The organism is Paraburkholderia haematera, assembly GCF_905220975.1.
Taxonomy (GTDB): Bacteria; Pseudomonadota; Gammaproteobacteria; order Burkholderiales; family Burkholderiaceae; genus Paraburkholderia; species Paraburkholderia haematera.
Genome location: NZ_CAJNBK010000009.1, coordinates 90,282 through 113,519, shown reverse-complemented (window position 1 = coordinate 113,519; position 23,238 = coordinate 90,282). Strand labels below are relative to the sequence as shown.

The 23,238-nt window shown below is 60.1% G+C and carries 14 protein-coding genes; 10 read left to right on the top strand and 4 right to left on the bottom strand.

Annotated features, from left to right (window positions below):
- Positions 1-145: 145 nt before the first annotated feature.
- The 9 genes from KHO23_RS17810 to KHO23_RS17770 all read left to right on the top strand — a co-directional run bounded on the left by KHO23_RS17810 (position 146) and on the right by KHO23_RS17770 (position 11,783).
- A complete protein-coding gene (locus tag KHO23_RS17810; protein ID WP_211612538.1) occupies positions 146-1,684 on the top strand; it encodes a PucR family transcriptional regulator in 1,539 nt (512 codons plus the stop codon).
- A gap of 227 nt (positions 1,685-1,911) precedes the next feature.
- Entirely contained in the window at positions 1,912-3,045 is a 1,134-nt protein-coding gene (locus KHO23_RS17805; protein ID WP_211612537.1) for a DUF917 domain-containing protein, read from the top strand.
- A complete protein-coding gene (locus KHO23_RS17800; RefSeq protein WP_211612536.1) occupies positions 3,042-4,604 on the top strand; it encodes a hydantoinase/oxoprolinase N-terminal domain-containing protein in 1,563 nt (520 codons plus the stop codon). The genes KHO23_RS17805 and KHO23_RS17800 overlap by 4 nt, the downstream gene beginning before the upstream one ends.
- Before the next feature lie 34 nt (positions 4,605-4,638).
- Entirely contained in the window at positions 4,639-5,757 is a 1,119-nt protein-coding gene (locus KHO23_RS17795; protein ID WP_211612535.1) for an extracellular solute-binding protein, read from the top strand.
- Positions 5,758-5,852: 95 nt separating this feature from the next.
- Complete coding sequence (locus tag KHO23_RS17790; RefSeq protein ID WP_211612534.1) at positions 5,853-7,337, top strand: DUF3138 family protein; 1,485 nt, start codon at positions 5,853-5,855, stop codon at positions 7,335-7,337.
- A gap of 93 nt (positions 7,338-7,430) precedes the next feature.
- Complete coding sequence (locus KHO23_RS17785) at positions 7,431-8,585, top strand: ABC transporter ATP-binding protein (protein ID WP_211612533.1); 1,155 nt, start codon at positions 7,431-7,433, stop codon at positions 8,583-8,585.
- Positions 8,582-9,538, top strand: coding sequence for an ABC transporter permease subunit (locus KHO23_RS17780; RefSeq protein ID WP_211612532.1), 957 nt, complete (start codon positions 8,582-8,584; stop codon positions 9,536-9,538). The genes KHO23_RS17785 and KHO23_RS17780 overlap by 4 nt, the downstream gene beginning before the upstream one ends.
- A 1-nt stretch (position 9,539) precedes the next feature.
- Entirely contained in the window at positions 9,540-10,415 is an 876-nt protein-coding gene (locus tag KHO23_RS17775; protein ID WP_211612531.1) for an ABC transporter permease subunit, read from the top strand.
- A gap of 411 nt (positions 10,416-10,826) precedes the next feature.
- A complete protein-coding gene (locus KHO23_RS17770) occupies positions 10,827-11,783 on the top strand; it encodes an alpha/beta hydrolase family protein (protein ID WP_211612530.1) in 957 nt (318 codons plus the stop codon).
- 389 nt (positions 11,784-12,172) lie between these two features.
- Here KHO23_RS17770 and KHO23_RS17765 read toward each other — a convergent pair whose 3' ends face one another.
- Complete coding sequence (locus KHO23_RS17765) at positions 12,173-12,433, bottom strand: transcriptional regulator (protein ID WP_211612668.1); 261 nt, start codon at positions 12,431-12,433, stop codon at positions 12,173-12,175.
- A 426-nt stretch (positions 12,434-12,859) separates the two neighbouring features.
- Here KHO23_RS17765 and KHO23_RS17760 point away from each other — a divergent pair, with 426 nt between their 5' ends.
- Complete coding sequence (locus KHO23_RS17760; protein WP_211612529.1) at positions 12,860-13,177, top strand: hypothetical protein; 318 nt, start codon at positions 12,860-12,862, stop codon at positions 13,175-13,177.
- A 507-nt stretch (positions 13,178-13,684) separates the two neighbouring features.
- Here KHO23_RS17760 and KHO23_RS17755 read toward each other — a convergent pair.
- The 3 genes from KHO23_RS17755 to KHO23_RS35430 all read right to left on the bottom strand — a co-directional run bounded on the left by KHO23_RS17755 (position 13,685) and on the right by KHO23_RS35430 (position 22,938).
- Positions 13,685-14,128, bottom strand: coding sequence for a hypothetical protein (locus KHO23_RS17755; protein ID WP_211612528.1), 444 nt, complete (start codon positions 14,126-14,128; stop codon positions 13,685-13,687).
- Positions 14,129-14,206: 78 nt separating this feature from the next.
- Positions 14,207-22,813, bottom strand: a complete 8,607-nt coding sequence (locus tag KHO23_RS17750; RefSeq protein ID WP_211612527.1) for a GH36-type glycosyl hydrolase domain-containing protein — start codon at positions 22,811-22,813, stop codon at positions 14,207-14,209.
- Positions 22,810-22,938, bottom strand: a complete 129-nt coding sequence (locus KHO23_RS35430) for a hypothetical protein (RefSeq protein ID WP_268963898.1) — start codon at positions 22,936-22,938, stop codon at positions 22,810-22,812. Before KHO23_RS35430 ends, KHO23_RS17750 begins: the two co-directional genes overlap by 4 nt.
- Positions 22,939-23,238: the final 300 nt, after the last annotated feature.

Sequence of the window (23,238 nt, the reverse complement as noted above, 5' to 3'; positions counted from 1 at the left end):
CCACTGAGATATCGACCGGGTATGATTTGGCGCCTAACGCTCCCGATGACCGACGATCGGCGTCGGGATGATCGGTTAAGTTGTGCCGAAGCAGGGGGAGACAAGGGTGGGATTAACAGTTGAACAGGCATCCAGGATCGGGGGGATGCGACAAGGACGTCTTCTTGCCGGCAAGAAGGGGCTCTCGAACATTGTGAGTCACGTTAACGTACTCGAGGCCGTTACCGAGAACGACGACCGTTGGGAATTTCGAAACCACCTGTTCCTGACGACTTTCAACTTTGCAGGAAACGATACCAATCGACAGGTTGAATTAATCCGACAATTGCGCCGAGGTGGCTGCGTTGCGGTCGTCTTCCAGGTTGGGCTCGTGGCGCCTTTGCTACCGGCAGTTTTGCGTGCTGCGGACGAGCTTTCCCTGCCGCTTTTCGAACTGCCGTTGAGTGTGGACTACGCGGATATTCTTACCCCTCTCATTTGTGCCGTTCAGGGCGAAGACGGCTATCTTGTCCGCGAAGCAAACCTCGTTCAGCAAGAGCTCCTGAAGGAAATGCTGAATGGCGGCGGGTTGAGTTCTCTCGTTTCTTTGCTCGCAGGTCATTTTCAAAAGTCGGTGGCGGTAGTTGACGATCGAGGCGTTCTCTATGCGTCTTCCGACGACTGGGCCGCTGCCGACGTCATCGCCCATTTGCCGCAGTATGTCGCGCCGGGCAAGACCGTCGTCAGAAGATCTGCCTGGATCACGGCCCTGGGCCGGCGGGCCGGTATCCCGAGTGAGGGATATCTGATTGTGAATTCGCCTGACGCGGTTCCTCCGTCTGCGCTGGAGGCCGCGATGCTGGATCAGGGTGCGGCGCTTCTGACGCTGGAACTCGCCAAGCTTCGGGTTGCAGACGAGACGTACGCCGAGCCTTTCAGAACCTGGATGGGACATCTTTTAGCGGGTGACTTTGAAACTGCTCGCTTATTTGCGTCAGCGCAATCTCTGGACCTCTCATCCGTGCGTGTAGCAGTGATGTTTCAGCGTGTCCAACCCTCGCAGGATAGCGGGACGCCGGGAGATGCAGAAACGCGTGGCGCCTGGCAGGCGATTTATACGACGGAAAAAAAACCCCTCGTCTTCGAGTGGGAAGGACGCCTGCTCTGGCTACCGTCAGTCGCCCCCAGCGCCTCGCTCGAGGACGCTCGAGTCGCGGTCGACGCTCAACTCCAACAGGTATGGAGCCGTTTGATCGGCAACGGGATTGCGGTATGGCGCATCGCGTCCGGCGCGCCGGTCGAATCCGCCGCGCTGCTACACCAGAGCGTGCAGGATGCCCAGGCTGTGTTGGCACTCGATAGTCCGGAACTGGTTAATGGCCCCGTGGCGTATGGTGACGTAGCACTCGACATCCTGTTTCGGCAGATCGGTTTGCAACCGGCCGCGCAAAGGTGGGTCGAGAACGTTGTCGGAAGACTCGCATCGCACGACCGGCTGCAACGAAGCGATCTTGTCCTGACGCTTGAGACCTTTTTCGATTCGGGACAGTCTCATAAATTGGCCGCCCATCGGCTAGGCATTCATCCGAAAACGCTCAAGTACCGTCTCGACAAAATAGAACAGATCATGGGCGGTTTGCCCACCCGGGACGGGGCGCAATTTGCTTTGCATTTCGCCCTGAAGCTGTCCCGGAGCGCGGGCTGACGAAGCCACTGCACCGCCGTCGCCTCCACCATCGTATCGCCGGCAGCACACTATCCCGGCGAGATAAACACCCTGCGTTCGGTTGCGCATCTTGTCCAATGACTGTCTGAATTTGGCGCTCGACTATTACCAACGAGACGCCGGGCGCACTGCGCCGTCGGCTTTGTGGTGCAACCCAAGAACCGAGACGATTCAGCAAATGGAAGAATGGACGAAGCAACTGGCGAATGTGCCAGGAGACGCATGTCAATCCACTAGTGGAGGTGCACGTGCGACTTCTCAATGAAGAGGCAATCAGGAACATCGCCGTCGGCGCGGCGGTCCTTGGCACGGGCGGTGGCGGCGACACAGCTGTCGGTCTGTTCATGGCTCTGGAAGCAATCCGCCGGAATGGTCCGATCGAGCTACTCAACGTAGACGAAGTACCGCTCGACGCGTTGATCTTGCCGACGTCAATGATGGGGGCACCGGCCGTCTCTATCGAGAAGCTGCCATCGGGACGGGAGTTGGACATCGTCTTTGACGACATGCAGGCCGCGTTGGGGAAACAAGCGTTCGCCACGATGCCGGTAGAAATTGGCGGCGGAAATGCACTGGTCCCGCTCATTCTTGCCGCGCGCAGAAAGCTGCCCGTCATCGACGCGGACGCAATGGGCCGGGCATTTCCCGAGTATCAGATGGTTTCCTTTCATCTCCACGGGCTCGGCGCACGCATCGCTACGTTTGCAGACGAGCGTGGAAATCGTGCAACCGTCCACCCGATCGACGGAGAGTGGGGTGAGCGAATCTGCCGTCCGCTGGTTGACGCGATGGGCGCGAGCGCGACGGTGTGCGACTTCCCGCTTGACGGCGACGAAGTACGCCGCTGTGCGATACCAGGAACGGTAACCCAGGCGGAAAAAATCGGCGCGCTGATCTCCGGGACAAGCAAACGAACGGCCGATACCGTCGTCTCTGAACTGGTTACCGCTCTGAACGGATATCTTCTGATCGAAGGCAAGATCGTTGATCTGAAGCGCCACACGAGTGGCGGGTTCACGCGAGGCTCGATGGTGATAGAAGGCGCGGAGCGGGACAGCGGTCGCCGCGTGACCGTGAATTTCCAGAATGAATTTCTGGTCGCACAGGACGAGGTCAATGTTCTTGCCACGACACCCGATCTGATTATTCTCGTCGACCGGGAAACCGCGCGCGCGATCTCCACTGAAACGCTTGCGTATGGAATGCGCGTTGTCCTTCTCGCCTGTCCTTGCGACGCCCAGTGGCGCTCGAAGTTAGGAATTCAAACGACGGGGCCCCGCTACTTTGGCTACAGCGTCGACTACGAACCCGTCGAGTCGATCGCCAGGAGGTTGGCATGAGCACCTATCGAATTGGTATTGATGTCGGCGGCACAAACACGGATGCCGCGATTCTCAACGAAAGCCTGACATGTATAGCTACTGCAAAGGTGCCAACAACCGATGACGTGTTCGGCGGCGTTCGCGCTGCGATTGACCATCTCCTGTCAGAGACCGGCATAGCCGCGCGCGATATCGGGTTGGCGATGCTGGGTACGACGCATTGCACCAACGCCATCGTGGAGCGCAAACGTCTTCTGCGAGTCGGCTTGCTGCGGCTGGCCGGCCCCGCCTCGGCGTCTGTTCCTCCGTTGGCTAACTGGCCCGCGGACCTCGCCGCGGCGGTCACACTGAAGTGGAAAATCGTGGGCGGCGGGTACGAGTACGACGGTCGCATCCTGACCAGGTTAGTTGAAGATGAGATTCGCGCAGCTGTCCGCGACTGGCGAGGGCGTATCGACGCCGTTGCTGTCTGCGGCGTGTTCTCGAATATCAATAGCGAGCAGGAGTGCCTTGTTGAGCAGTGGATCCTCGATGAGCTGGGTCCGATCCCCATCACGTTGTCGCATCGAATTGGCTCCTTGGGGTTTCTGCCACGGGAAAACGCATCGATCCTGAACGCTGCGCTGGGCGATGTGATCGGCGATGTCATTTCCGGGTTCGCTAATGCACTGAAGGCGACCGGACTCGACCACGTGCGCGCCATGATCGGGCAGAACGACGGCACGTTGATGTCAGCGGAAGCAGCCCGCGCATTTCCGGTTCTCACTATCGGATGCGGACCGACCAATTCCTTGAAAGGCGCAGCCTTTCTGTCAGGCCGAAAAGACGCGATTGTCGTTGATGTCGGCGGAACGACTGCAGATATTGGAATGCTATCCAAAGGCTTTCCACGTCAATCCGCGCTTGCGGTCGATATTGGCGGGGTGCGGACGAATTTCAGAATGCCCGACATCATCTCCCTCGCAGTAGGAGGAGGCACCGTTATCACGGCGGACTCGAAAGGCGAACCGGTCATTGGTCCCCAAAGCGTTGGCTATCGGCTGACGAGCGAGGCGATGGTATTCGGCGGAAAGACCCTGACGCTCACTGACGTCTCGTCGGTTCTGGGGGTCGGGCTTAGCATAGGAAATCGCTTCCCCGATGTCCCGACGTCGTTCTGCCGCGCAGCGTTCGAGAGCGTGTTGAAGCGACTCGCCACGGGAGTCGACCGGATCAAGACCAGTGCGGCCCCGCTGCCTGTCATCCTGGTCGGAGGCGGAAGCGCTTTGTTTCCGGACCGCATCGATGGAACCGACGAAGTCATCAGGCCGGCAAACTTTGGCGCGGCCAATGCGATCGGCGTAGCGATCGGAGATGTCAGCGGCGAGGTTGACCGCATCGTAGCGATGCGTGACGACGTTCGGGAACAGACGTTGGCGTCGTTGCGCGACGAGGCGATTCAGTCCGCGGTCCTTGCGGGAGCTGACCCGTCAACGGTCGAAGTGCTCGAACAGGAGGATGTGCCGCTCTCCTATCTCCCCGGCAACGCAACGCGGATTCGGTTCAAGGTCGCCGGTCGTCTCATCTCTCGCGCGTAAGATATTTCCAACATTCATAGGCGTATCAACCACCATGTCACCCAAACCTCATTTCAAAGCGATCAGAATTGCGATCGCATGTGCGTCTGCGGTAGTGGCGTTCTGCGGGCTCGCAAGAGCCGACGACGGAAAAACGCTCCACGTCTACAACTTCTCCCAAAACATTGCACCGGGCACCATCGAGAAGTTCGAAAAGGAAACGGGTATCAAGGTCACCTACGACGTCTACGACTCGGACGATACGCTGATGACCAAGTTGCTCGCCGGCCGCTCGGACTACGACATTGTGGTGCCAAGTAACAATTACTTCGCCAAGGAGAAAGACGCGGGGATCTTCGCGAAGATCGATCTTTCGAAGCTTTCCAATCTAAAGAATCTCGATCCGCAGATCGTCGAGTTGACGAAGGCGAACGACCCGAAGGGGGAATATGGCATTCCCTACATATGGGGGATTACCGGTATCGCCTATAACCTCACCGAGGTAAAGAAGCGGGCAGGCGCCGATGCGCCGTTGGACAGCTGGGACATGATTTTGGATCCCAAGTGGGCAGCGAAGCTGAAATCTTGCGGCCTCTCGCTGCAGGACAACGGCGGGGAGTCCTTCCAGGATGCCCTTTTCGGTGCCAAGCTCAATCCCGACTCAACGGACCCCAAAGATTTTCGGGTTGCACTCGAGAAGCTCAAAGCGATTCGACCGTTCGTCACCCAATTCAGTTCGAACAGTTACATTGACGATCTGGCCGGGGGCGACATCTGCGCCGCGGTAGCCTATTCGGGCGACGCGCAAACGGCCAAGTTGCAGGCAAAGGCCGCAGGTCGAAAATTCGAATTGACCTTTGTCATTCCGAAAGAGGGCGCGCCTCTCTGGCTCGATATGTTTGCTATCCCTGCGGAATCGACCCACAAGGAAAATGCAACGAAATTCATCGATTTCATGCTCCGCCCGGACGTTGCGGCGGCACAAACCAACGAGCTCAAGTACCCAACTGCGGTGAGTGCCGCTCGTCCGCTGATCAACCCGGAGATCGCGAACGACACCGCGATCTTTCCTCTGCCCAAGGACATGAAGAGGGTGGTCATGGAAAAGCCGTTGCCTATTTCCCTCATGCGTCAGATCAATCGAGATTTCCTGGAGCTTAAGGCAAACCGATAGGGCATCTCCCTATCGGTAGGTGAGGCACAGGCAAACAACATAAAAGAATCCGATTAATTTCGGATTACTAAAAAAAGAAATTAAGGAGACGAAAAGTGAAGAAAATCATTGGGACATTGTTGATCGCGGGTTTGCCCGGCATCTCGCATGCGGATGCGAGCGTTGACGAACTAAAAGCTGAACTTCATGTACTCCAGCAAAAAGTGGAAAACCTCGAGAAATCGGCAGCCAGTGCCGCATCGTCAAGGCCTCAAAGTTCGGAGCCAGCCGTATCGCCTGCTGAGTTCGCCTCGCTGAAGCAACAGGTGGCCAAGCAGGACCTGCAAGTCGAGACCCTGAGCACGGCGGCCAGTGAAGGCCCCATTGCCGGACTTTCGATAACGGGCTATCTCGATCCGGTATATCTCTACAACCGGAACGCCCGTAGCGGCGGATTCTCCTTTCTCGACCACAACAGCCCCTACACCTACTACAACGGTAACATGGGAGATGTCTACCTTGATATCAAGAAGACGTTCGGTGTTGGACCGCTCGCTCCGTCGGCGGAAATCCAGATTCAGCCGAACCGTGGAGCGGGAAACACAACGCTTGACGGCGCGAAGGGCAATAACATTTTCAACACGGCGTTTATAACCATCCCGCACGACGATGCCAATCAGTTTGTAGCGGGGTTGATGCCAAGCCTTGCTGGATATGAGTCTCAGCAGTCCACCCTGGTGCCGACGCTGACGCACAACCTCTTATACGATTTCAGCATCCCCGGATACTTTGTCGGCATCGGCTACAACGGCTCAAAGGGCGAGTACACGTGGAAGGTCATTCTGGGCAACGAGCAGAATCAAACTCACGCAACAGTGGCATCGGACTCGAGCGGGCGTTTGCACACCAACGTGACGCCGATGATCAACTGGCGAATTGACCGATCAAAAGGCGCCTGGGATTGGGGTTGGTCCGGCGCAATCGGCCGTCAGGCGATTTACGCCGGCAACGCGGCCGGAGATTGCACGTCAGGAGGATTCGGATACAACTGTACGAGCAGTTCGGCGTTTTCAACCTACATGTTTACGGACTTCGACGCGTCTTATGCGATTGCCGATTCCACCTTTAACGCTGAGCTCGACCTCGGCAACCAGAAACATGCCGCGTGGAACGGTGGCGATGCGACATGGTGGGGATTCTCACTCCTGTACACCCAAAAATGGCGGCTGCCCACCATTGGCTTGATGGGACTCGCCGCGCGTTGGGACTACCTGAACGACACCAGAAACGGCGGTGGAGGCGGCAACATCTATGTGGGCGGGTCCTCCCTGAGCGGATCCGCATCACCCGGCACAGACGGTCTCAATGGATTTGGTATCGATCCCTCGTGCCTCGCGTCGTCCAGCAACAATGGGCAAAGTTGTAAAGGCGCAACCCATCAGGATATTGCGTTGGATCTCCTGTTCTACCCGGCCGTGAATTACACAGTCAAGGTCGAGTACAGACATGATTGGTCCAACCGCAATGTATTCCAACGAGCGGACGGCACCTGGCGTAAGAGCAACGACGTCATTGGCACGACCCTCGTCTACACGTTTTAAGCAACGGGTGACGCGCGATCCATGCGCGTCAACACGCACGTCTTCAACACCTGGTCTTGTCCCCGAATCTGCCTTCATTTAGCTAACCACATCATGAATCTTACCGATGCACCGCCTTCACTCGACCGGCGGACCAGCGACGCCCATCCTGCTCTACGTCACTCCCAGTTCGTTCACGTTGAGAACGTCGTGAAAAAATTTGGTGAATCGACTGCCGTACAGAACGTCGATTTGTCCGTGGGCAAAGGAGAGTTGTTTGCTCTGTTGGGTAGTTCCGGATGCGGAAAATCCACACTGCTTCGGATGCTTGCCGGCTTCGAGACGCCCACCGCCGGGCGCATATGGGTTGACGGAACGGACGTGACTGCACTGCCTCCGTACCGCAGGCCGGTGAACATGATGTTCCAGTCATACGCTCTCTTTCCCCACATGACCGTTGCTGAGAATGTGGCTTTCGGTTTGAAGTGGGAGCATCTAAGCCGTGTCGAGCGCAGGGAGCGCGTGATGGCCACGCTGGAGCTAGTCCAGATGACATCGTTCTCCGGTAGAAAGCCCAGTCAGCTATCGGGTGGGCAGCAGCAGCGCGTCGCGCTCGCTCGATCTCTGGCAAAGCAGCCCAAGCTTCTCCTTCTGGATGAACCCATGTCGGCGCTAGACAGGCAGATCCGTCAGAAGACGCAACTGGAACTCGCGAACATCATCGAGAAAGTTGGGGTCACCTGCATCATGGTGACGCACGATCAGGAGGAGGCGATGACCATGGCGGATCGTCTCGCGGTGATGAGCGCCGGCGCCATCGTTCAAGTCGGAACGCCCCGAGAGGTTTATCAGTTTCCGAACTGTCGCTTTACCGCCGGCTTTGTCGGCACCACCAATATCTTTACGGGCTTCACTGTGCGGGAGGAGGCGGATCACGTTTTTATCCAGACAGGACAGCTCGAATTGCTCATGTATATCAACCATGGCATTACTGGCCCCGTAGGAATGTCGGTCGCCGTTTCGGTTCGACCAGAGCGTGTTCACGTTTCGCTCCACAAGCCAACGCAAAGCGCTAACTGGTCCGGCGCTGTCGTGGTCGACGTTGCCTACATGGGAGCCCATTCCGTGTACCACCTTCGACTCCCGACTGGAATGATCATGTTGGCGAACGTTCCCGCGGCAAGTGCCTCGGACGAAAACTCTCCTGAATGCGGGGATCATGTCTTCGCCTCGTGGAATGCATCGGATGCGGTGGTACTGACATCATGACAACCTCAAAGACCCGATCCATCGCCCTTGATCTGCTGGCCGCTTTACGCGTCGCTTTGACGTGTTTCAGGGCAGCGTCCCCCCGTGGTCGCACAGTCGCTATCGCCGTCCCCTCTACGTGGCTAGCACTCTTTCTTGCGATTCCATTTTTTCTCGTACTAAAGATCAGTTTCTCCGAAATGGCCCTTCGGAGTCCACCCTATTCTGAAGTCCTCTCAGTCGCGGATTCCGTAGTCCGTATTGCTATCAATCTGCAACACTACGGCTCCATTCTGGCGGACCACCTCTATATTTCGACCTACATCAGTTCCCTGAAGATAGCAGCAATCTCAACGGTCCTATGTCTTGTCATTGGGTATCCGTTCGCCTATTGCATATCCCGTTCGGCGCCGAAAAGGCGAAATCTTCTGATGCTCGGCGTGATGCTTCCGTTCTGGACGTCGTTTTTGATTCGCGTTTATGCATGGATTGGGATTCTCAAGGACGATGGGTTGCTCAATCGCGCGCTGATGGCAATTGGATTGATAGCTTCCCCGATACGCCTCTACCATACCGATATCGGTGTTTATATCGGGATGGTCTACTCCTACCTGCCCTTCATGGTCATGCCGCTCTGCGCGCATCTTGCGAAGATGGATCTGAATCTGCTAGAGGCGGCTTACGACCTCGGAGCGGGACCTGTTGAGGCATTCTTTCGTGTGACGGTACCGCTGTCCCGAAACGGCATCATCGCAGGTAGCTTGCTTGTCTTTATCCCTTCGGTCGGCGAATACGTGATCCCTGAACTGTTGGGCGGTTCCAGCACGCTAATGATTGGGCGGCTTATGTGGGACGAGTTCTTTAACAATACTGACTGGCCGATGGCATCTGCAGTCACCGTGGCGATGGTTGGCTTGCTATTGGGCCCGATCGCTGCATTTCAACACTATCAAAATCGAGAGCAAGGTGTGTGAGATGAGAAACGCAACGGACAAAGCCAGTACCGCAGTTCTCGCCTTGGGATTCCTGTTCCTGTATCTACCCATAGCAAGCGTCGTTTTTTACTCATTCAATGACTCAAGGCTCGTCAGCGTGTGGTCGCATTTTTCGTTTCGGTGGTACACCGCGCTGGCGAGTGACGACGAGTTGATCAATGCCGCCACGCTTTCGCTAAAAATCGCGCTTCTGACTGCGTGCGCTTCCACGTTCGTCGGGACGTGGGCGGGTTTCATCCTCGCGCGGTTCAATCGATTTCAGGGGCGAACACTGTTCTCATTGATGATCAACGCGCCGCTCGTCATTCCCGAGGTTATCACCGGAATTTCGTTGCTGCTGCTTTTCGTTGCAATGGAGCAAGTGTTCGGCTGGCCGCGGGGAAGGGGTTGGCTCACGATGGCCATAGGCCATACCGTTCTTTGCGTGTCTTACGTCGCGATCGTCGTACAGTCCCGCGTAAAGGAGCTGGACAAGGCAACCGAGGAAGCCGCGCTTGATCTTGGCGCCGGGCCGCTTCGTGTTTTCTTCTACATCACCCTTCCGCTTATTTCTCAGGCAGTCGGATCCGGATGGCTTCTCTCATTTACGATATCGGTCGACGACCTTATCCTGAGCGCGTTCCTTTCTGGACCCGGGTCAACCACATTACCTCTGGTCGTTTTCTCTAGAGTGCGATTGGGCATGAATCCTGAGATGAACGCGCTGGCCGCGGTCATCATCGCGGTTGTCACACTGGGAGTCTTCGTGCTGAACCGCTCTGTGCGCAATCGAGGCGAATCTGCTCGACAGATAGCGGCTCAAAACCATCAAAAATCCATAACTGGACTACAGGACTACGGCGCGACGAATGTGTGAGCGGCCATGTCCGGGTACGGACTGGTGCCAGCGCCACCTCAATGAATTGGAAACGCTCCACGGCAGCCGAGTGACTACCGGTCGACACGATGGCACTGAGATGACCGCTGGCTCCAGTAAGCTGCCGTCGAAGTGGCGAGGGCTCGAACGGCGGTAGTGGGTCGCGTGCTGCGGATCGCGGCCTTGCGAGGTTAAGACTGTGCATGCCGGTTGCATGAGGCAGGATCCGGCCATCAGACGCCATTCGCCTGCGCGGGAAGTCGGACATCTGAGCGACCGCATCATCCGAATATCCCGCCCTTCGCGCAAGAGCATAAAATCAGGACGTGGTCGAATTCAGCCTGTGAGCAGTTTCGCAGTGATGCGGCCAATCAGGGTATTGAAGGCAAACAACCTGTCTCTCAAAACTACATGAAAACGTTCATATCGGCCGTTCTGTTGTGCCTGTCTGCGTCAATTGCAAACGCTGCGGGAATAAAGTTCGCGCAGATTCTGGCTGATGCCGGCGGTCCGGCGTTAAAAGCGATAGTGTGGACACCGTGTTCAGAACCTGCCCAGGAGGTGCCGATCGGGCCATATGTCCTGAAGGGGCGGCGCGACTGTCCGACCGCTGGCGAAAAGCTTCCTCTCATTGTCATTTCACACGGTTATGGCGGATCGTACCTTGGCCACCGAGACCTTGCCGAGACGCTTGCCGACGCCGGCTTTGTCGTGGCTGCAATCAATCATCCAGGCGATACGTTCTCTGACATGACTCGCGCCGACGATATGTCTGTGTTCGTCGAGCGACCGACCGACATCAAGCGTCTTATCGATTACATGTTGAGCGCCGCCCCCGACGCAGCCAGAATCGACCCGCAACGCATAGGCTTTTTTGGCTTTTCGCGCGGCGGCTACACGGGCCTGGTGTTGGCCGGCGGTAACCCGGATTTCCCGCACGCCGATATTACGTGCCCGGACCCGAGAGCGCCGATTTGCAAACAGGTCCGAAGTGGAGAGGTATCCACCGATCACCTGACTCATGACGCGCGGATCAAAGCCTTTGTGCTGGCGGACCCGTTCAATGCATTTCCAACCGCGGAGAGCCTGAAGAACGTGCAAGCGCCAGTTCAGCTTTGGGCTTCCCAGTTCGGTGGCGCCGGCGTGCTGCCGCGCAACGCTGACGCACTCGCCAGGACCCTTCCTCGCAAGCCTGAATATCACATTGTTTCCGACGCGGCGCATTTTGCCTTTCTTGCTCCATGTCCTGCGGCAATGAAGAGCAATGAGCCGGGGCTCTGCGTCGATGCGAACGGCTTCGATCGCACAACCTTTCACGAGCAGTTTGACGAAATGGCGCTTACTTTTTTTCAAACGAATCTTCGGTAGATCCCTGCGTGGTCCGCCAGAGCGCGCGTGGCAGATAAGTCGGCTTGGCGAGCGGCCATTGCATCGTGAAAGCTGCCGTTCGTGCTCCCGACCCTGAAGCGACATTCAACGCTCCAACTCGCAGTCGTCCACTCACAGGCGTTGAGCAGACATTCGGGAAATCGGCTTGGACGGCTCAGCCGTACACGGTTGCCAATCGCTCACCAATGTCGACTTTGCGGAATCACCGCCCATCGGAGCTATCGGCCACAGTTTTGGACGCTCGAACTCGACGCCCGCATCGCTCCGGATCGACAAGGCCACATCACTCCTCCCCCCGCCGTTGATCCCGCTCCCACTTCGGCATACCTGCTTGCCCCGCCCGGAAAGTTCGCCGCAACAGCGGGATCTCATTCCGGCTTATCGAAGACGCCAGCTTCGAGATCCTGACTGAAATGCTGCACCCAACCGGTTTCGAAGCCGATGGGGTATTCCCTCGCAATTTGCGTTGATAGTCTGGTTACGGTGACATATCCCTGCAGGCCGACGTTCTCGTCGCCCTTGGGGTCAGTCGTATCCGTTTCCAGCAGTTCGAATTCACCTTCTGCCAGTCCCTTGCGCTGCAAGGTCGCCAGGAAAGCCTGACGTTCATCCGCTTCGATCAGTCGCATCTTCCGCCCTCCCGTCTGTCCGACAGCGATATTCGTGGCCCCCTTTACGACGTTGTCATAACCCCAGAACGTTACGCCGTGCCCGAGTGCGTCATAGCTGCGGCTGAGGTTGTGAAAGTCGAATGCCATGCGCTCATCGGGGTCCGATCCGGTCGCAGTCGGGAATCACCAGCGTACAGCTTTTGTGCACGCGCTCGATGGAAAACTGTCCAGACAGTTTTGTCATAGTTCCTGCCATCCTTCATGACCCGTCGCCATTTGCATCGGTGCGCAAAGCGCCCGGGCTCGTATCTGTGCCGATAGCAACGTCCGCTCGCTGGACGAGCCGATGCGAAAGGACGGATCAGTCCATGCGCAGATCGATAGTGAGGCTCGTTGGCCACAACAGGGCTACACTCAAGATGGGATAAATTCCGGAGCAATACCATGACCGACGCTACCCCCCAAAGCACATTTCGCGGTCTTCCCCTGACGCCGGAGCAGGACGCAGAAGTCAGGCACTACATAAAGAAGAAAGAGCAGCATGGCGCGCCGTGGGACACGCCGGAGTTGGAGGCCATGCTTCGAGACATGCTGCAGCCCCCGAGCGACGACGACGGAGGACTCGGTTCCACCGTCGACGAAACGAAGGCGGCCACAGAACGCGCGACAGCTTCCATCGACGAGACCATGGAACCCATTGAAGCCTGCGAAGAGCGGAATGCTGCGATGGAAACCGAGGGTATGAGGGGACCGAAGCGTTGAATCCCAGGCAGCACTCGCGACTGGTGTTGAAATTCACCCTACGCGTTCGGACCGTGGCATGAGCCTGTTGGGAACCCGGAATCACATCGATTGCGGCGCCGCCGGTCAGCTCTGCAATCAGCGCCCCCCACCGGCGAGAAGACGGTGCTCGCCGTGTACTTCGATGCCTGCGTCCCAGAGTCTCGTTTCGGAGAACAATGAAACACGTTCTATCGATGTACCCTTATCTGTACCGGGCACAAAGCCGATTTCAAGGTCGGCGCAGAAGCCAGCCGGGGATCTGTCGCAGTCACTGCGAGAAACCACTCACGACGAGCACGAAAAAAGCAATCAGACACACGATGCCGGACGACCGCACGGGATTCTGCCCGGTCGGCCACGACCTCTCAGTCAGATGGAACGTCCGGTGGCTTTTCATCTAATGAACGTCCATCGTGGACCTGCGCGGTATGCGAACGGGCGCTTCGGCTGGGAACGTATCTCAATCATTCAATGACCGACAATCCGCTAGCATGCCTCGAAGCGCTGCCATTTGAAGGATTCGCTCAAGACGTGCACTACCAGGCCGTCAATCGGAATTGAGTCTACCGAACCGCACCACGCGGCGGGATATGCCTGCTGCAGCTTTCCCGCGGCATACAAGGCCGCCCAGACCTCGTGGGTCATCTGTGCTTTTTGCCGCAGCACTTCGCCGGCGTAGAGGCGTTTAACATCGCATCCATACCGAACGAGTCCGCCGCTCGCCACGTAAGTTTCACGCATTGTCAGGCGGCGCAGCGGTTGCCCAGCCTCATGGCACGCGTCGCCAGCGGTTTGCTCCCAATGCTGATTTCGCGAAAACCACAGCACAGGGGTCCCGGTGGGCTCGACCCCGATGCCGCCTGGGATTAGCAACCCGCTTGAGTTGATGTGCTGAAATTTTCGTCCCGTGGTGTAGTGCCATGCCAACATCGTTTGCTCCGATCAGATTTGCCTGCCACTACCATTATTCGTCTCCTGTTTTACTCTCGAAGACCGATGCGTGATTCGTCACACGACCTGCACGCCGGAGTTCACGTCTTCACTCACGCCGAAGCAAAGCGAAATCAGGAGCTTATGCGACTTGGCATCAAGCGGCACGCGCACCCGTCCATCACCACACTCGACACTCGCGCCGTCGAGCACCGCGTGCATTGCACCGCTCTCGTCAGCGGATTCGACGCGGACCTCATACCGCGTCGAATGCATCGTCACGATTGCTTCAAACCCCGGCCACGTGTCCGGAATACAAGGATCGACCACCAGGAAATCCCCCTCGCGACAAATCCCGAGAATGCCCTCGACACCCGCCCGGTACATCCATCCAGCGGATCCCGTGTACCAGGTCCAGCCACCCCGCCCGGCGTGCGGCGCCACGGAATAGACATCGGCGGCAACGACATAGGGCTCGACCTTGTAGCGGTCGACTTCGATCGGTGTGCGCGCATGATTGACCGGATTAAGCAGTGAAAACAGCGCGGCGGCCTTGTTGCCATCGCCCATTTTCGTCAACGCGAGGATCGCCCACATCGCCGCGTGGCTATACTGCCCGCCGTTTTCACGTAGCCCCGGCGGATAGCCCTTGATATAGCCGGGATCGTGCGACGTTTTATCGAACGGCGGCGTGAACAGCAAGGCAAGCCCGGCGTCGCGACGGATCAGGTGCTTTTCCAGCGACTTCATCGCCAGCGCAGCGCGCGCTGGATCTGCCGCGCCTGACAGCACAGCCCACGACTGCGCGATCGAATCGATCTGACACTCGTCACTGTCTTTCGAGCCAAGCCACGTGCCGTCGTCAAAAGTCGCGCGGCGATACCATTCGCCGTCCCACGCATCGCGCTCCAGCGCCTCGCGCACCGACGCCGCATGAGCGCGCCAGCGCGCAGCCCGCGCAATAGAAACCGCATCGCGCGATTCAGCCAGGGGGGCGAACAACTCGATAGTCCGCAACAGCAGCCAGCCGAGCCAAACGCTTTCTCCCTTGCCGTCCGCGCCGACGCGGTTCATCCCGTCGTTCCAGTCGCCCGTGCCGATCAGAGGCAAGCCATGCTCGCCGGTCAGTTCGATGCATTGATCCAGGCCGCGCGCGCAATGTTCGAACAGTGACGCTGATTCATCTGCGACCATCGGCTGGAAGAACGCATCGTGCTCGCCAGGCTGCAGTTGCGGTCCATCGAGGAACGGCACGGTCTCGTCGAGAGTCGCGACGTCACCCGCGCAGCCAATGTACGTCGCCGTCGCGAACGCGAGCCACACGCGGTCATCGGAAATCCGCGTGCGCACACCTTGCCCCGACTGTGGCAACCACCAATGCTGGAAATCGCCTTCGACGAACTGCCGCGCCGCGGCGCACAGCAAATGCCGCCGTGTCTCGTCCGGCTGCACATGGGTGAGCGCCATGCCGTCCTGCAATTGGTCACGGAACCCGTAGGCACCGCTCGCCTGATAGAACGCCGAGCGCGCCCAGGTACGGCACGCGAGAGTCTGATACAGCAGCCAGCCGTTCAGCATCAGGTCCATCGCGCGGTCGGGGGTCTTCACCTGGACGCTACCGAGCACCTTCTGCCACTGGCTCGTCACTTCGGCGAGGACAGCGTCGAGATCGGCCTTACGATAGCGCTCGATCAACGCCCGGGCCTCTTCAACGCCAACGCATTGCCCGACGAACGACACCACTTCGACGATCTCATCCACACCCAACTCAATCACGGCCTGCAACGCCGCGCATGGATCGAGGCCCGCGCCGGTCGCGCCAGACAGCGGCGCGTTGCCGGTCAGCGCGGCGGGCGCCGCAGTCCGACCGTTGCGGCCGAGAAATTCGGTGCGATCCGCCGTCCACGCGGTCTGCTGGCCGCCGAGGTCGGCGAACGCGACGCGCCCCGCGAACCCGATACTCCACGGATTGCGCGCCAGCATCGCGCCGGTAGCGGAGTCGATTTCCGTCACGATGAAGGGTCCCGATGCACTGCGCGATGTGCCAAGCACCCATTCCATCCACGTCGTCACGGACAGACGGCGCGGCACACCGGACAGATTGCGCAACGTCAGCCGGGAAATCTTCACCGGGTCGGCGAGCGGCACGTATTGCAGCAAGTCGAGCGCGATGCCATTCGCCTCGTGTTCGAAGCGACTGTAGCCATGCCCGTGACGCGCGATATATGTCCCACCATCGCGGACCGGCAGCGCGGTGGCGCCCCATACATCGCCAGTGACTTCGTCGCGCACATAGATGGCTTCGCCGGCGGGGTCTTCGACCGGATCGTTCGACCACGGCGTGAGTTGATTCTCACGGCTGTTTTCGGCCCACGTGTAGCCGCTGCCTTCGGCCGCGACCTGAAAGCCGAAGCCGGGGTTCGCGATCACGTTGATCCACGGCGCGGGCGTCGTCGCACCTGCCACGAGCACGCTCACATATTCCTGGCCGTCCTTATCGAAACCGCCCAGGCCGTTGAAGAACTCGAGCTTCGACGGAACAGACGAAAGCTCGCGAGGCAGACGAGGCGGCGCGGGCCATGGCGACGACATCGGCGGCTTCTGCCGACGCAGCGCCGACGGCTGGCCCTGCGACTGCGGCAACCGGGCGAGCTGGTCGGCGATTGAACCGCGACGCGCGAGCAACGCAACACGCGCGATCGATTGCAGCAGCGCACGCGCCTCCACGCTCATCAAATCGGCGCGCAGCGTAAAGACCGCCCCTTGCGCGAGTTCTTCGCCGAAACGCGGCCGCGACTGGCTGCTGCGCACGGCGGTTTCGATCGCACCCTGCAATTCCTGGATATACGACGAAGCGCGTTCGTTGACGATGACGAGATCGACGCTCAACCGCTTCATCCGCCAGTACTCGTGTGCCCTCAATAGCTGCCGGACCTGCGCGATGTCTTCGACGTCGTCGATACGCAGTAGCACGATCGGCAGATCGCCGGAAATCGCGTGCGGCCAGAGTCCCGACTGCGCGCCGGCCCCGCGAATGATCGCGTCCGACGGTGCCCTGAAACGCTGATCGGCGTAGATAATCGGCGCGGCGAGGCGCTGAAAATCCGCCGCCTCTTCGGCTTCGACATCGAGATGGCGCAACTGCACCTGAGCCTGCGTCCAGGCTAGCGTCTTGGCGCGATCGAACGCGTTGCGGTCATGGTGTTGGTCGACCAGATCGAGCAGCAGCGCTCGCGACTCGGCCACTACTGTCCAGAACGTCACGCGTGCGACCTTGCCCGGCGGCACCAGCACGCGATACCTGAGCGCAAAGACGGGATCGAGTACGGTCCCGGCGGTGTTGGTCAACGGCTGATCGTTGAAGATCGCCGCCGCTGTGCCCGCGTTGCGCCCGCGCCCCAGAAAGCGCGCGCGATCCGATTCGAATTGCGGATCGGCGACGATCTCGCCGTCGACAACGGCAAAATGCGCAACCCACAACTGCTTTTCGTCATGCGAACGCGAACGGCGCGTCGCCACCAGCGCGCCAAATTCTGCGAGGTGCTCGGTCTGGACAAACATCCGCGAAAAGGCCGGATGCGCATTGTCCGCGGCGGGCGTCGCGAGCACGATTTCGGCGTAGGAAGTCAGTTCAATCTCGCGCGCGCGGCGTCCGCTGTTCGCCAACGACACGCGGCGCACTTCGCTGTCTGCTTCGCCGGAAACCAGCACATCCATCGTCGTTGTCAACGAGCCGTCGCGGCGGATGAATTCCGCATGGTCCTCGCCGAACACAACCTCTTCGTACTCGGCTTCGCTGCCCACCGGCTGTGCGCCTGCCGACCACACGTGGCCGCTCTGCGTATCGCGCAGGAAGATAAAGGAGCCCCAGTCGTCGCGGGTTGCGTCTTCGCGCCAGCGCGTCACCGCAATATCGCGCCAACGGCTGTAACCGCCGCCGGTCGCAGTCAGCATGACCGCGTAGCGTCCGTTCGACAACAGGTGTGTCACCGGCGCTGCGCCAGTCACCGCCGACGCAGCGAGGCGCCGTACGGTCGGTGGCAAGACGCCGGCGATGGCTGCTGACGTGTTCACTTCCTCGGCACGGGGGTGCGCCACGGCGACATTGCGCGGCATGCGTTCCTGCAACAACAGTTCGCACGCCTGGATCATGGGTTCGCGATGGAAACGCGCACGCATCTGCGCGTCGAGCAACGTGTTCGTGATCGACACGATCGTCATGCCCTGGTGATGCGCCATGAAATTGCGCACGATCGCCACATTCTCGTTGTCGGGTAGCCGCGTGCGGGTGAAATCGAGCGCTTCGTAGAAACCATAGCGACCCAGCGCGCCCAGCGCGGCGAGTTGGGCGTAGTTCTGTCGCGCGGCCTGCGGGTCGACCATCGCAGCTAGCCCCGTCGCATACGGCGCGATCACGCGGTTCTCTGAAAGCCCGCGCTTGAGGCCGAGACCGGGCACGCCGAAATTCGAATACTGGTAGGTAAACTCAATGTCGCGAGCGTTGTACGCCGATTCCGAAATGCCCCACGGAATGCCAAGCGAACGCCCATACGAGGCTTGCCGCTCCACCACCAGACGGCTCGTCTGCTCGAGCAGGCTGCCGACCGGCGCGCGCATCACCAGCGACGGCATCAGGTATTCGAACATCGACCCCGACCACGAGATCAGCGCCGAGCCGTTGCCGATCGGCGTCGCGGCGCGCCCGAGGCGGAACCAGTGGCGCGTCGTCACGTCACCTTTCGCGATGGCGAACAGGCTCGCGAGGCGCGCTTCGGACGCCAGCAGGTCGTAGCAGTTCAGGTCGAGGCTGTTGTCGGATTGCGAATAGCCGATCGATAGCAGCTTGCGTTCCGGATCGAGCAGGAACGCAAAGTCCATGTCGAGCGCCATCGCTCGCGAGGTATCGGCGAGCGACTTCAAGCGTGCCTGCAGAAGATCCGGTGCCTCGGCCAGTTGTTGCCGGTCGCGGGCATGTTCGACGACGCTTTTGCTCAACGCGTCGATCCAGAACATCAGGTCGTCAGAACTGTCGTCACCGCCGGCGGGCACGAGTTCACGCGTCGCCTTCGCGGCCTTTTCCGTCAGCCGCGTGAGCGACGGCGACAGCGCTTCGAGCGTCTGCGGGCCGTGCAACTGCGCGCTGACCTCTTCGAGGATCGCAACCAGTTGCCTGCCACGTTCACCGCCTGCAGCGGGCAGCGCGTCGACGGCTTCGCGTGCCAGTTGCAGGTTGTCCATCATTCCAGGTCGCGCAGCCGGCGCGAGCAACCCATACGGCCACTCTTCGCACGCGTTGGCAAGGACGATCAGATGACCGGCAAGATTCCCGCTATCGACCGACGAAACATACGCCGGCGCCAGCACCTGGAGATCGAGCGTCCCGTACCAGTTATAGAAATGCCCCTTGAAACGCCTGAGTTTATGCATCGAAGCGAACGCCGCTTCGAGCCGTTCAACGGTTTCCGTCGTCCCCGCCCAGCCAAAATCGCGCGCGGCAATCGCCGACAGCAGATAAAGCCCAAGGTTGGTCGGCGAGGTGCGGTGCGCGACGACCGGTTTCGGATCTTCCTGGAAGTTGTCGGGCGGCAGCATGTTTTCTGCTGGCGTAACGAAGGTCTCGAAGAAACGCCACGTGCGTCGCGCAATGAGGCGAAGGCTGCGTGCGTCCATGTCCGCCATCGCGAACCGCCGCGCGACGGTCGGCGAACGGCTCGACCACAGCGCGAGCGCCGGCGCGGCGAGCCATAACAATGCAAACGGCAGCACGAGCGGCCAGTGCGACGGTGCGGACGCAAGCGCGCCAGCCGGCAGCACCAGGCCAAGCGTGACACTGCCTGTCATCTGCCGATAAAAGCCGCGCAGATCGAGACGAGGGCTGCCCTTCGACTGCGCAGCGGTCGTCCATTCGAGCAGTCGGCGATGCGTCACGAACAGCCGCAGCAGCGTCCGGACGATCGCATCGCCCATGCGCCACGCCTGGTCGGCGAGGAACGCGGCCGACAGAAAAGTTTGCAAGGCGGCGAGCCGCACGTCGGCGGCCAGCACGTCCAGATGATTGCGCAGATGAATGCCGCTGCGGCGCGGCAGGATCGCGAAGAGCGTCGGCAGGAAAGCGGGAATCGCGAGCGCACCTAGCACCAGCAGCGCGCCTGCCATCCCGGCGCGGATCGGCATCAGCCAGGATAGGCCAAGCGCGGCGACCATGAAGGGTGCGAGCAGCGAACGGCGCAAATTGTCGAGCATCTTGAAACGGCCGATCGACGGCATCCCGTGTCGGTCCCGGCCACGATGACCGACGATCCACGGCAGCAATTGCCAGTCGCCACGCGTCCAGCGATGCTGGCGCTTGCCAATCACGTCGTAACGTGACGGCACTTCCTCGACCACCTCGACATCCGACGCTAGTCCGGCGCGCGCAAAAATCCCTTCGAACAGATCGTGACTGAGCAGCGCGTTTTCCGGCACGCGTCCATGCAAAGCCGCTTCGAACGCATCGACGTCGTAGATGCCCTTGCCGGTATACGACCCTTCTCCGAACAGGTCCTGATAGACATCGGACACGGCCGCCGCGTACGGATCCATCCCGCCGGGGCCGGAGAAGACGCGCTGATGCAGCGACCCTTCCTGACCGACGGGCAGCGACGGTGTGACACGCGGCTGCAGAATCGCGTATCCGTTGACGACGCGTTGTTCGGCGTCGCTGAATGTCGGCCGGTTCAGCGGATGTGCCATCTTGCCGATCAGCCGCAACGCGGCGTCTCGTGGCAGACGCGTATCGGCGTCGAGTGTGATGACGTAGCGCACGTCGGACGGCACCTGCGGCGCACGACCGGCGATCGACATGAAGGTCGTATCCGTCGCGCCGCGCAGCAGCCGGTTGAGTTCGTGCAACTTGCCGCGCTTGCGTTCCCAGCCCATCCATTTGTTCTCGCTCGCGTTGAACACGCGGCGGCGGTGTAGCAGCAGGAAACGGTTGCCGCCGGGGCCGGGCTCGTAACGGCGGTTCAGTGCTTCGATAGCGTCGGCGGCCACTGCAAGAAGATGCGCATCGCCGGCCAGCACTTCCTGATCCGCATCGAGCCCGTCCGCCAGCAACGCAAAGGACAGGTCGCCACCGGCTCCCGCGAGGTGATGCACCTCAAGACGTTCGACCTGCTCGCGCAGATCGGCAACGCTCGTCAGGAGCGTCGGCACGGCAACCAGCGTGCGCAACGACGGCGGCACGCCGGTAGTCAGTTCGAGACCCGGCAAGGTGATCGCACCGAAACTCCATGTCACCGCGCGATTGATGAGCGCGGTCGCGATCTCGGTGACGGGCAGGAATCCGCACACGGCAAACAGTGCGAGTACCCCGGCTTCGAGACCGCGTGGCGCTAGTGTCCACATTGCCCACAACGCCAGCGCCATTAACGCCATGGCGACCGTCAGGATCGTGCCGACGTAGCCGCCGATGCCGAGGCGGATGTTGAACCGCGTGATCCGCAGACGCGCTGGCGGACGGAAGTCGATCGCCTGCTCCAGTGCGCGCCGGCCTTCGGCGATCAGGTGATAGCCGGGGTCGCCGGCGCGTTCCGCATGCGCGGCATCGCCTGCTGCCAGTACCGCCGCCTGCGCCGATTCCAGCGCCAGCCCGGCAACGTCGAGTTCGGTGAAGGATGAGCCGCGCGCCAGTTGCTCGATCGCACTGCGATACAGATTGCGCGTCGGAAAATCCATCGTGGCAAAGCGGCTGCCCGCGCGCAACCGGGCGTCGACAAGACTCACTTCCTCGAACAGTTCCGCCCAGTCAATGTCGGAAATCAGCCGCATGCTGGTGATCACATTACGCACGGTGACATTCGATGCACCCTGCCGCTGCTGCGCGTGCTGCACGACTTCATCGATGGAGACGCCCTGAAGCCTGAGGCGCTCTTCCAGCCAGCCAAGTGCCGGCGTGGTGCGCGGATCCTGGTCACGCAGCCGTTTAACGAGCTGTGCGGCGAACAGCTCCGACAACAGGCCGGAGGAGCGCGTGGAAATGTCCGCTTCGAGCGCCGAGCGGGCGCTACCCGATTCGAGCAGACGGTCCGTGAGTGCGTCGGCGTCGGCGCGTGCGCTGCGGCCTGCGGTGATCTGGTCAGTCAGGCGTCGCAGGTTCTCGATCAGCACGATGCGCAACGTGATCGCCACGGCCCACAATTCGCCGATGGTCAGCGGCTGAACCCGCTGATACGCACTGATGAAACGCCGCAGGATCTGCGGGTCGAAGTGACTGTCGGTATGCGCGACGAACGCCCACGCGAGACCAAATACGCGCGGATAGCCGGCGAACGGGCCAGCAGCAAGTTTGGGTAACTGACGGTAGTAGCCGGGCGGCAAGTCGTCGCGAATTTCGCGGATCTGCTCCTCGACGAGGTGATAGTTGTCGAGCAGCCATTCCGCGGCGGGCACCACGCCCCGGCCGCTCTCCAGTTCTTCGGCGCTCGCACGGTAGGCCGCGAGCAGGACAGCGGCATTGTCGTTCAGTCTCGTGTGCAGCGATAAAACGGCGGGCGGTGTCTTCGTTACCGGTTGCGCGGCAGCGAGGCTCTCCGCGTGCTGCTCGAGCCGTTCGACGCCGAACAGCTCCTCGCGCACCGGCGCGATGTCAGTCCACGGCGGCGACGGCGAGCGATGTCCCGCGACATATCGAAGGATCGCTTTCAATGGAGCACTTCCTGCGATGTCGATGAGTTCGGCGGGGCGGACTGGTCGCTGTGGCGTGCCATGTTAGCGGCGCGCATATCGTTCACCATCGTTGTATCGGCGGACAGCTCATTGAGTTGGGACATGATCGGATCTTCCTTCGGGGAGGCCGGATCACGCGTGTCGCGTGGGTGCAGACCTCCGGGCTGTGTGGCTCGATTCCAAGGATGCGGGTGGACGCGCGAGGAACCGTCAGGATGAAAAGCAGGCGTACAGCTTCTGCGGGCATGGTCAGCGATGACGCCACGCGTGAACCGTTAGCTGTCGTTTAGTGGCGCGCTAATACGTCGGACGAGCTTCGCTCAGATCGACGCGGCGATGAACGAGGGACAGGAGCCGCTGCGCGGCCCTGTAGACGCAGTTCCTGGCTGAATACCGGGAAAGGA

Bases quoted from the DNA above. Each gene is read 5' to 3' on its own strand.
- KHO23_RS17760 (WP_211612529.1), top strand. From the start codon at position 12,860: ATGACCGACGCTACCCCCCAAAGCACATTTCGCGGTCTTCCCCTGACG.
- KHO23_RS17780 (WP_211612532.1), top strand. From the start codon at position 8,582: ATGACAACCTCAAAGACCCGATCCATCGCCCTTGATCTGCTGGCCGCT.
- KHO23_RS17765 (WP_211612668.1), bottom strand. From the start codon at position 12,433: ATGCGACTGATCGAAGCGGATGAACGTCAGGCTTTCCTGGCGACCTTG.
- KHO23_RS17770 (WP_211612530.1), top strand. From the start codon at position 10,827: ATGAAAACGTTCATATCGGCCGTTCTGTTGTGCCTGTCTGCGTCAATT.
- KHO23_RS17775 (WP_211612531.1), top strand. From the start codon at position 9,540: ATGAGAAACGCAACGGACAAAGCCAGTACCGCAGTTCTCGCCTTGGGA.
- KHO23_RS17800 (WP_211612536.1), top strand. From the start codon at position 3,042: ATGAGCACCTATCGAATTGGTATTGATGTCGGCGGCACAAACACGGAT.
- KHO23_RS35430 (WP_268963898.1), bottom strand. From the start codon at position 22,938: ATGTCCCAACTCAATGAGCTGTCCGCCGATACAACGATGGTGAACGAT.
- KHO23_RS17785 (WP_211612533.1), top strand. From the start codon at position 7,431: ATGAATCTTACCGATGCACCGCCTTCACTCGACCGGCGGACCAGCGAC.
- KHO23_RS17810 (WP_211612538.1), top strand. From the start codon at position 146: ATGCGACAAGGACGTCTTCTTGCCGGCAAGAAGGGGCTCTCGAACATT.
- KHO23_RS17805 (WP_211612537.1), top strand. From the start codon at position 1,912: ATGTGCCAGGAGACGCATGTCAATCCACTAGTGGAGGTGCACGTGCGA.
- KHO23_RS17795 (WP_211612535.1), top strand. From the start codon at position 4,639: ATGTCACCCAAACCTCATTTCAAAGCGATCAGAATTGCGATCGCATGT.
- KHO23_RS17755 (WP_211612528.1), bottom strand. From the start codon at position 14,128: ATGTTGGCATGGCACTACACCACGGGACGAAAATTTCAGCACATCAAC.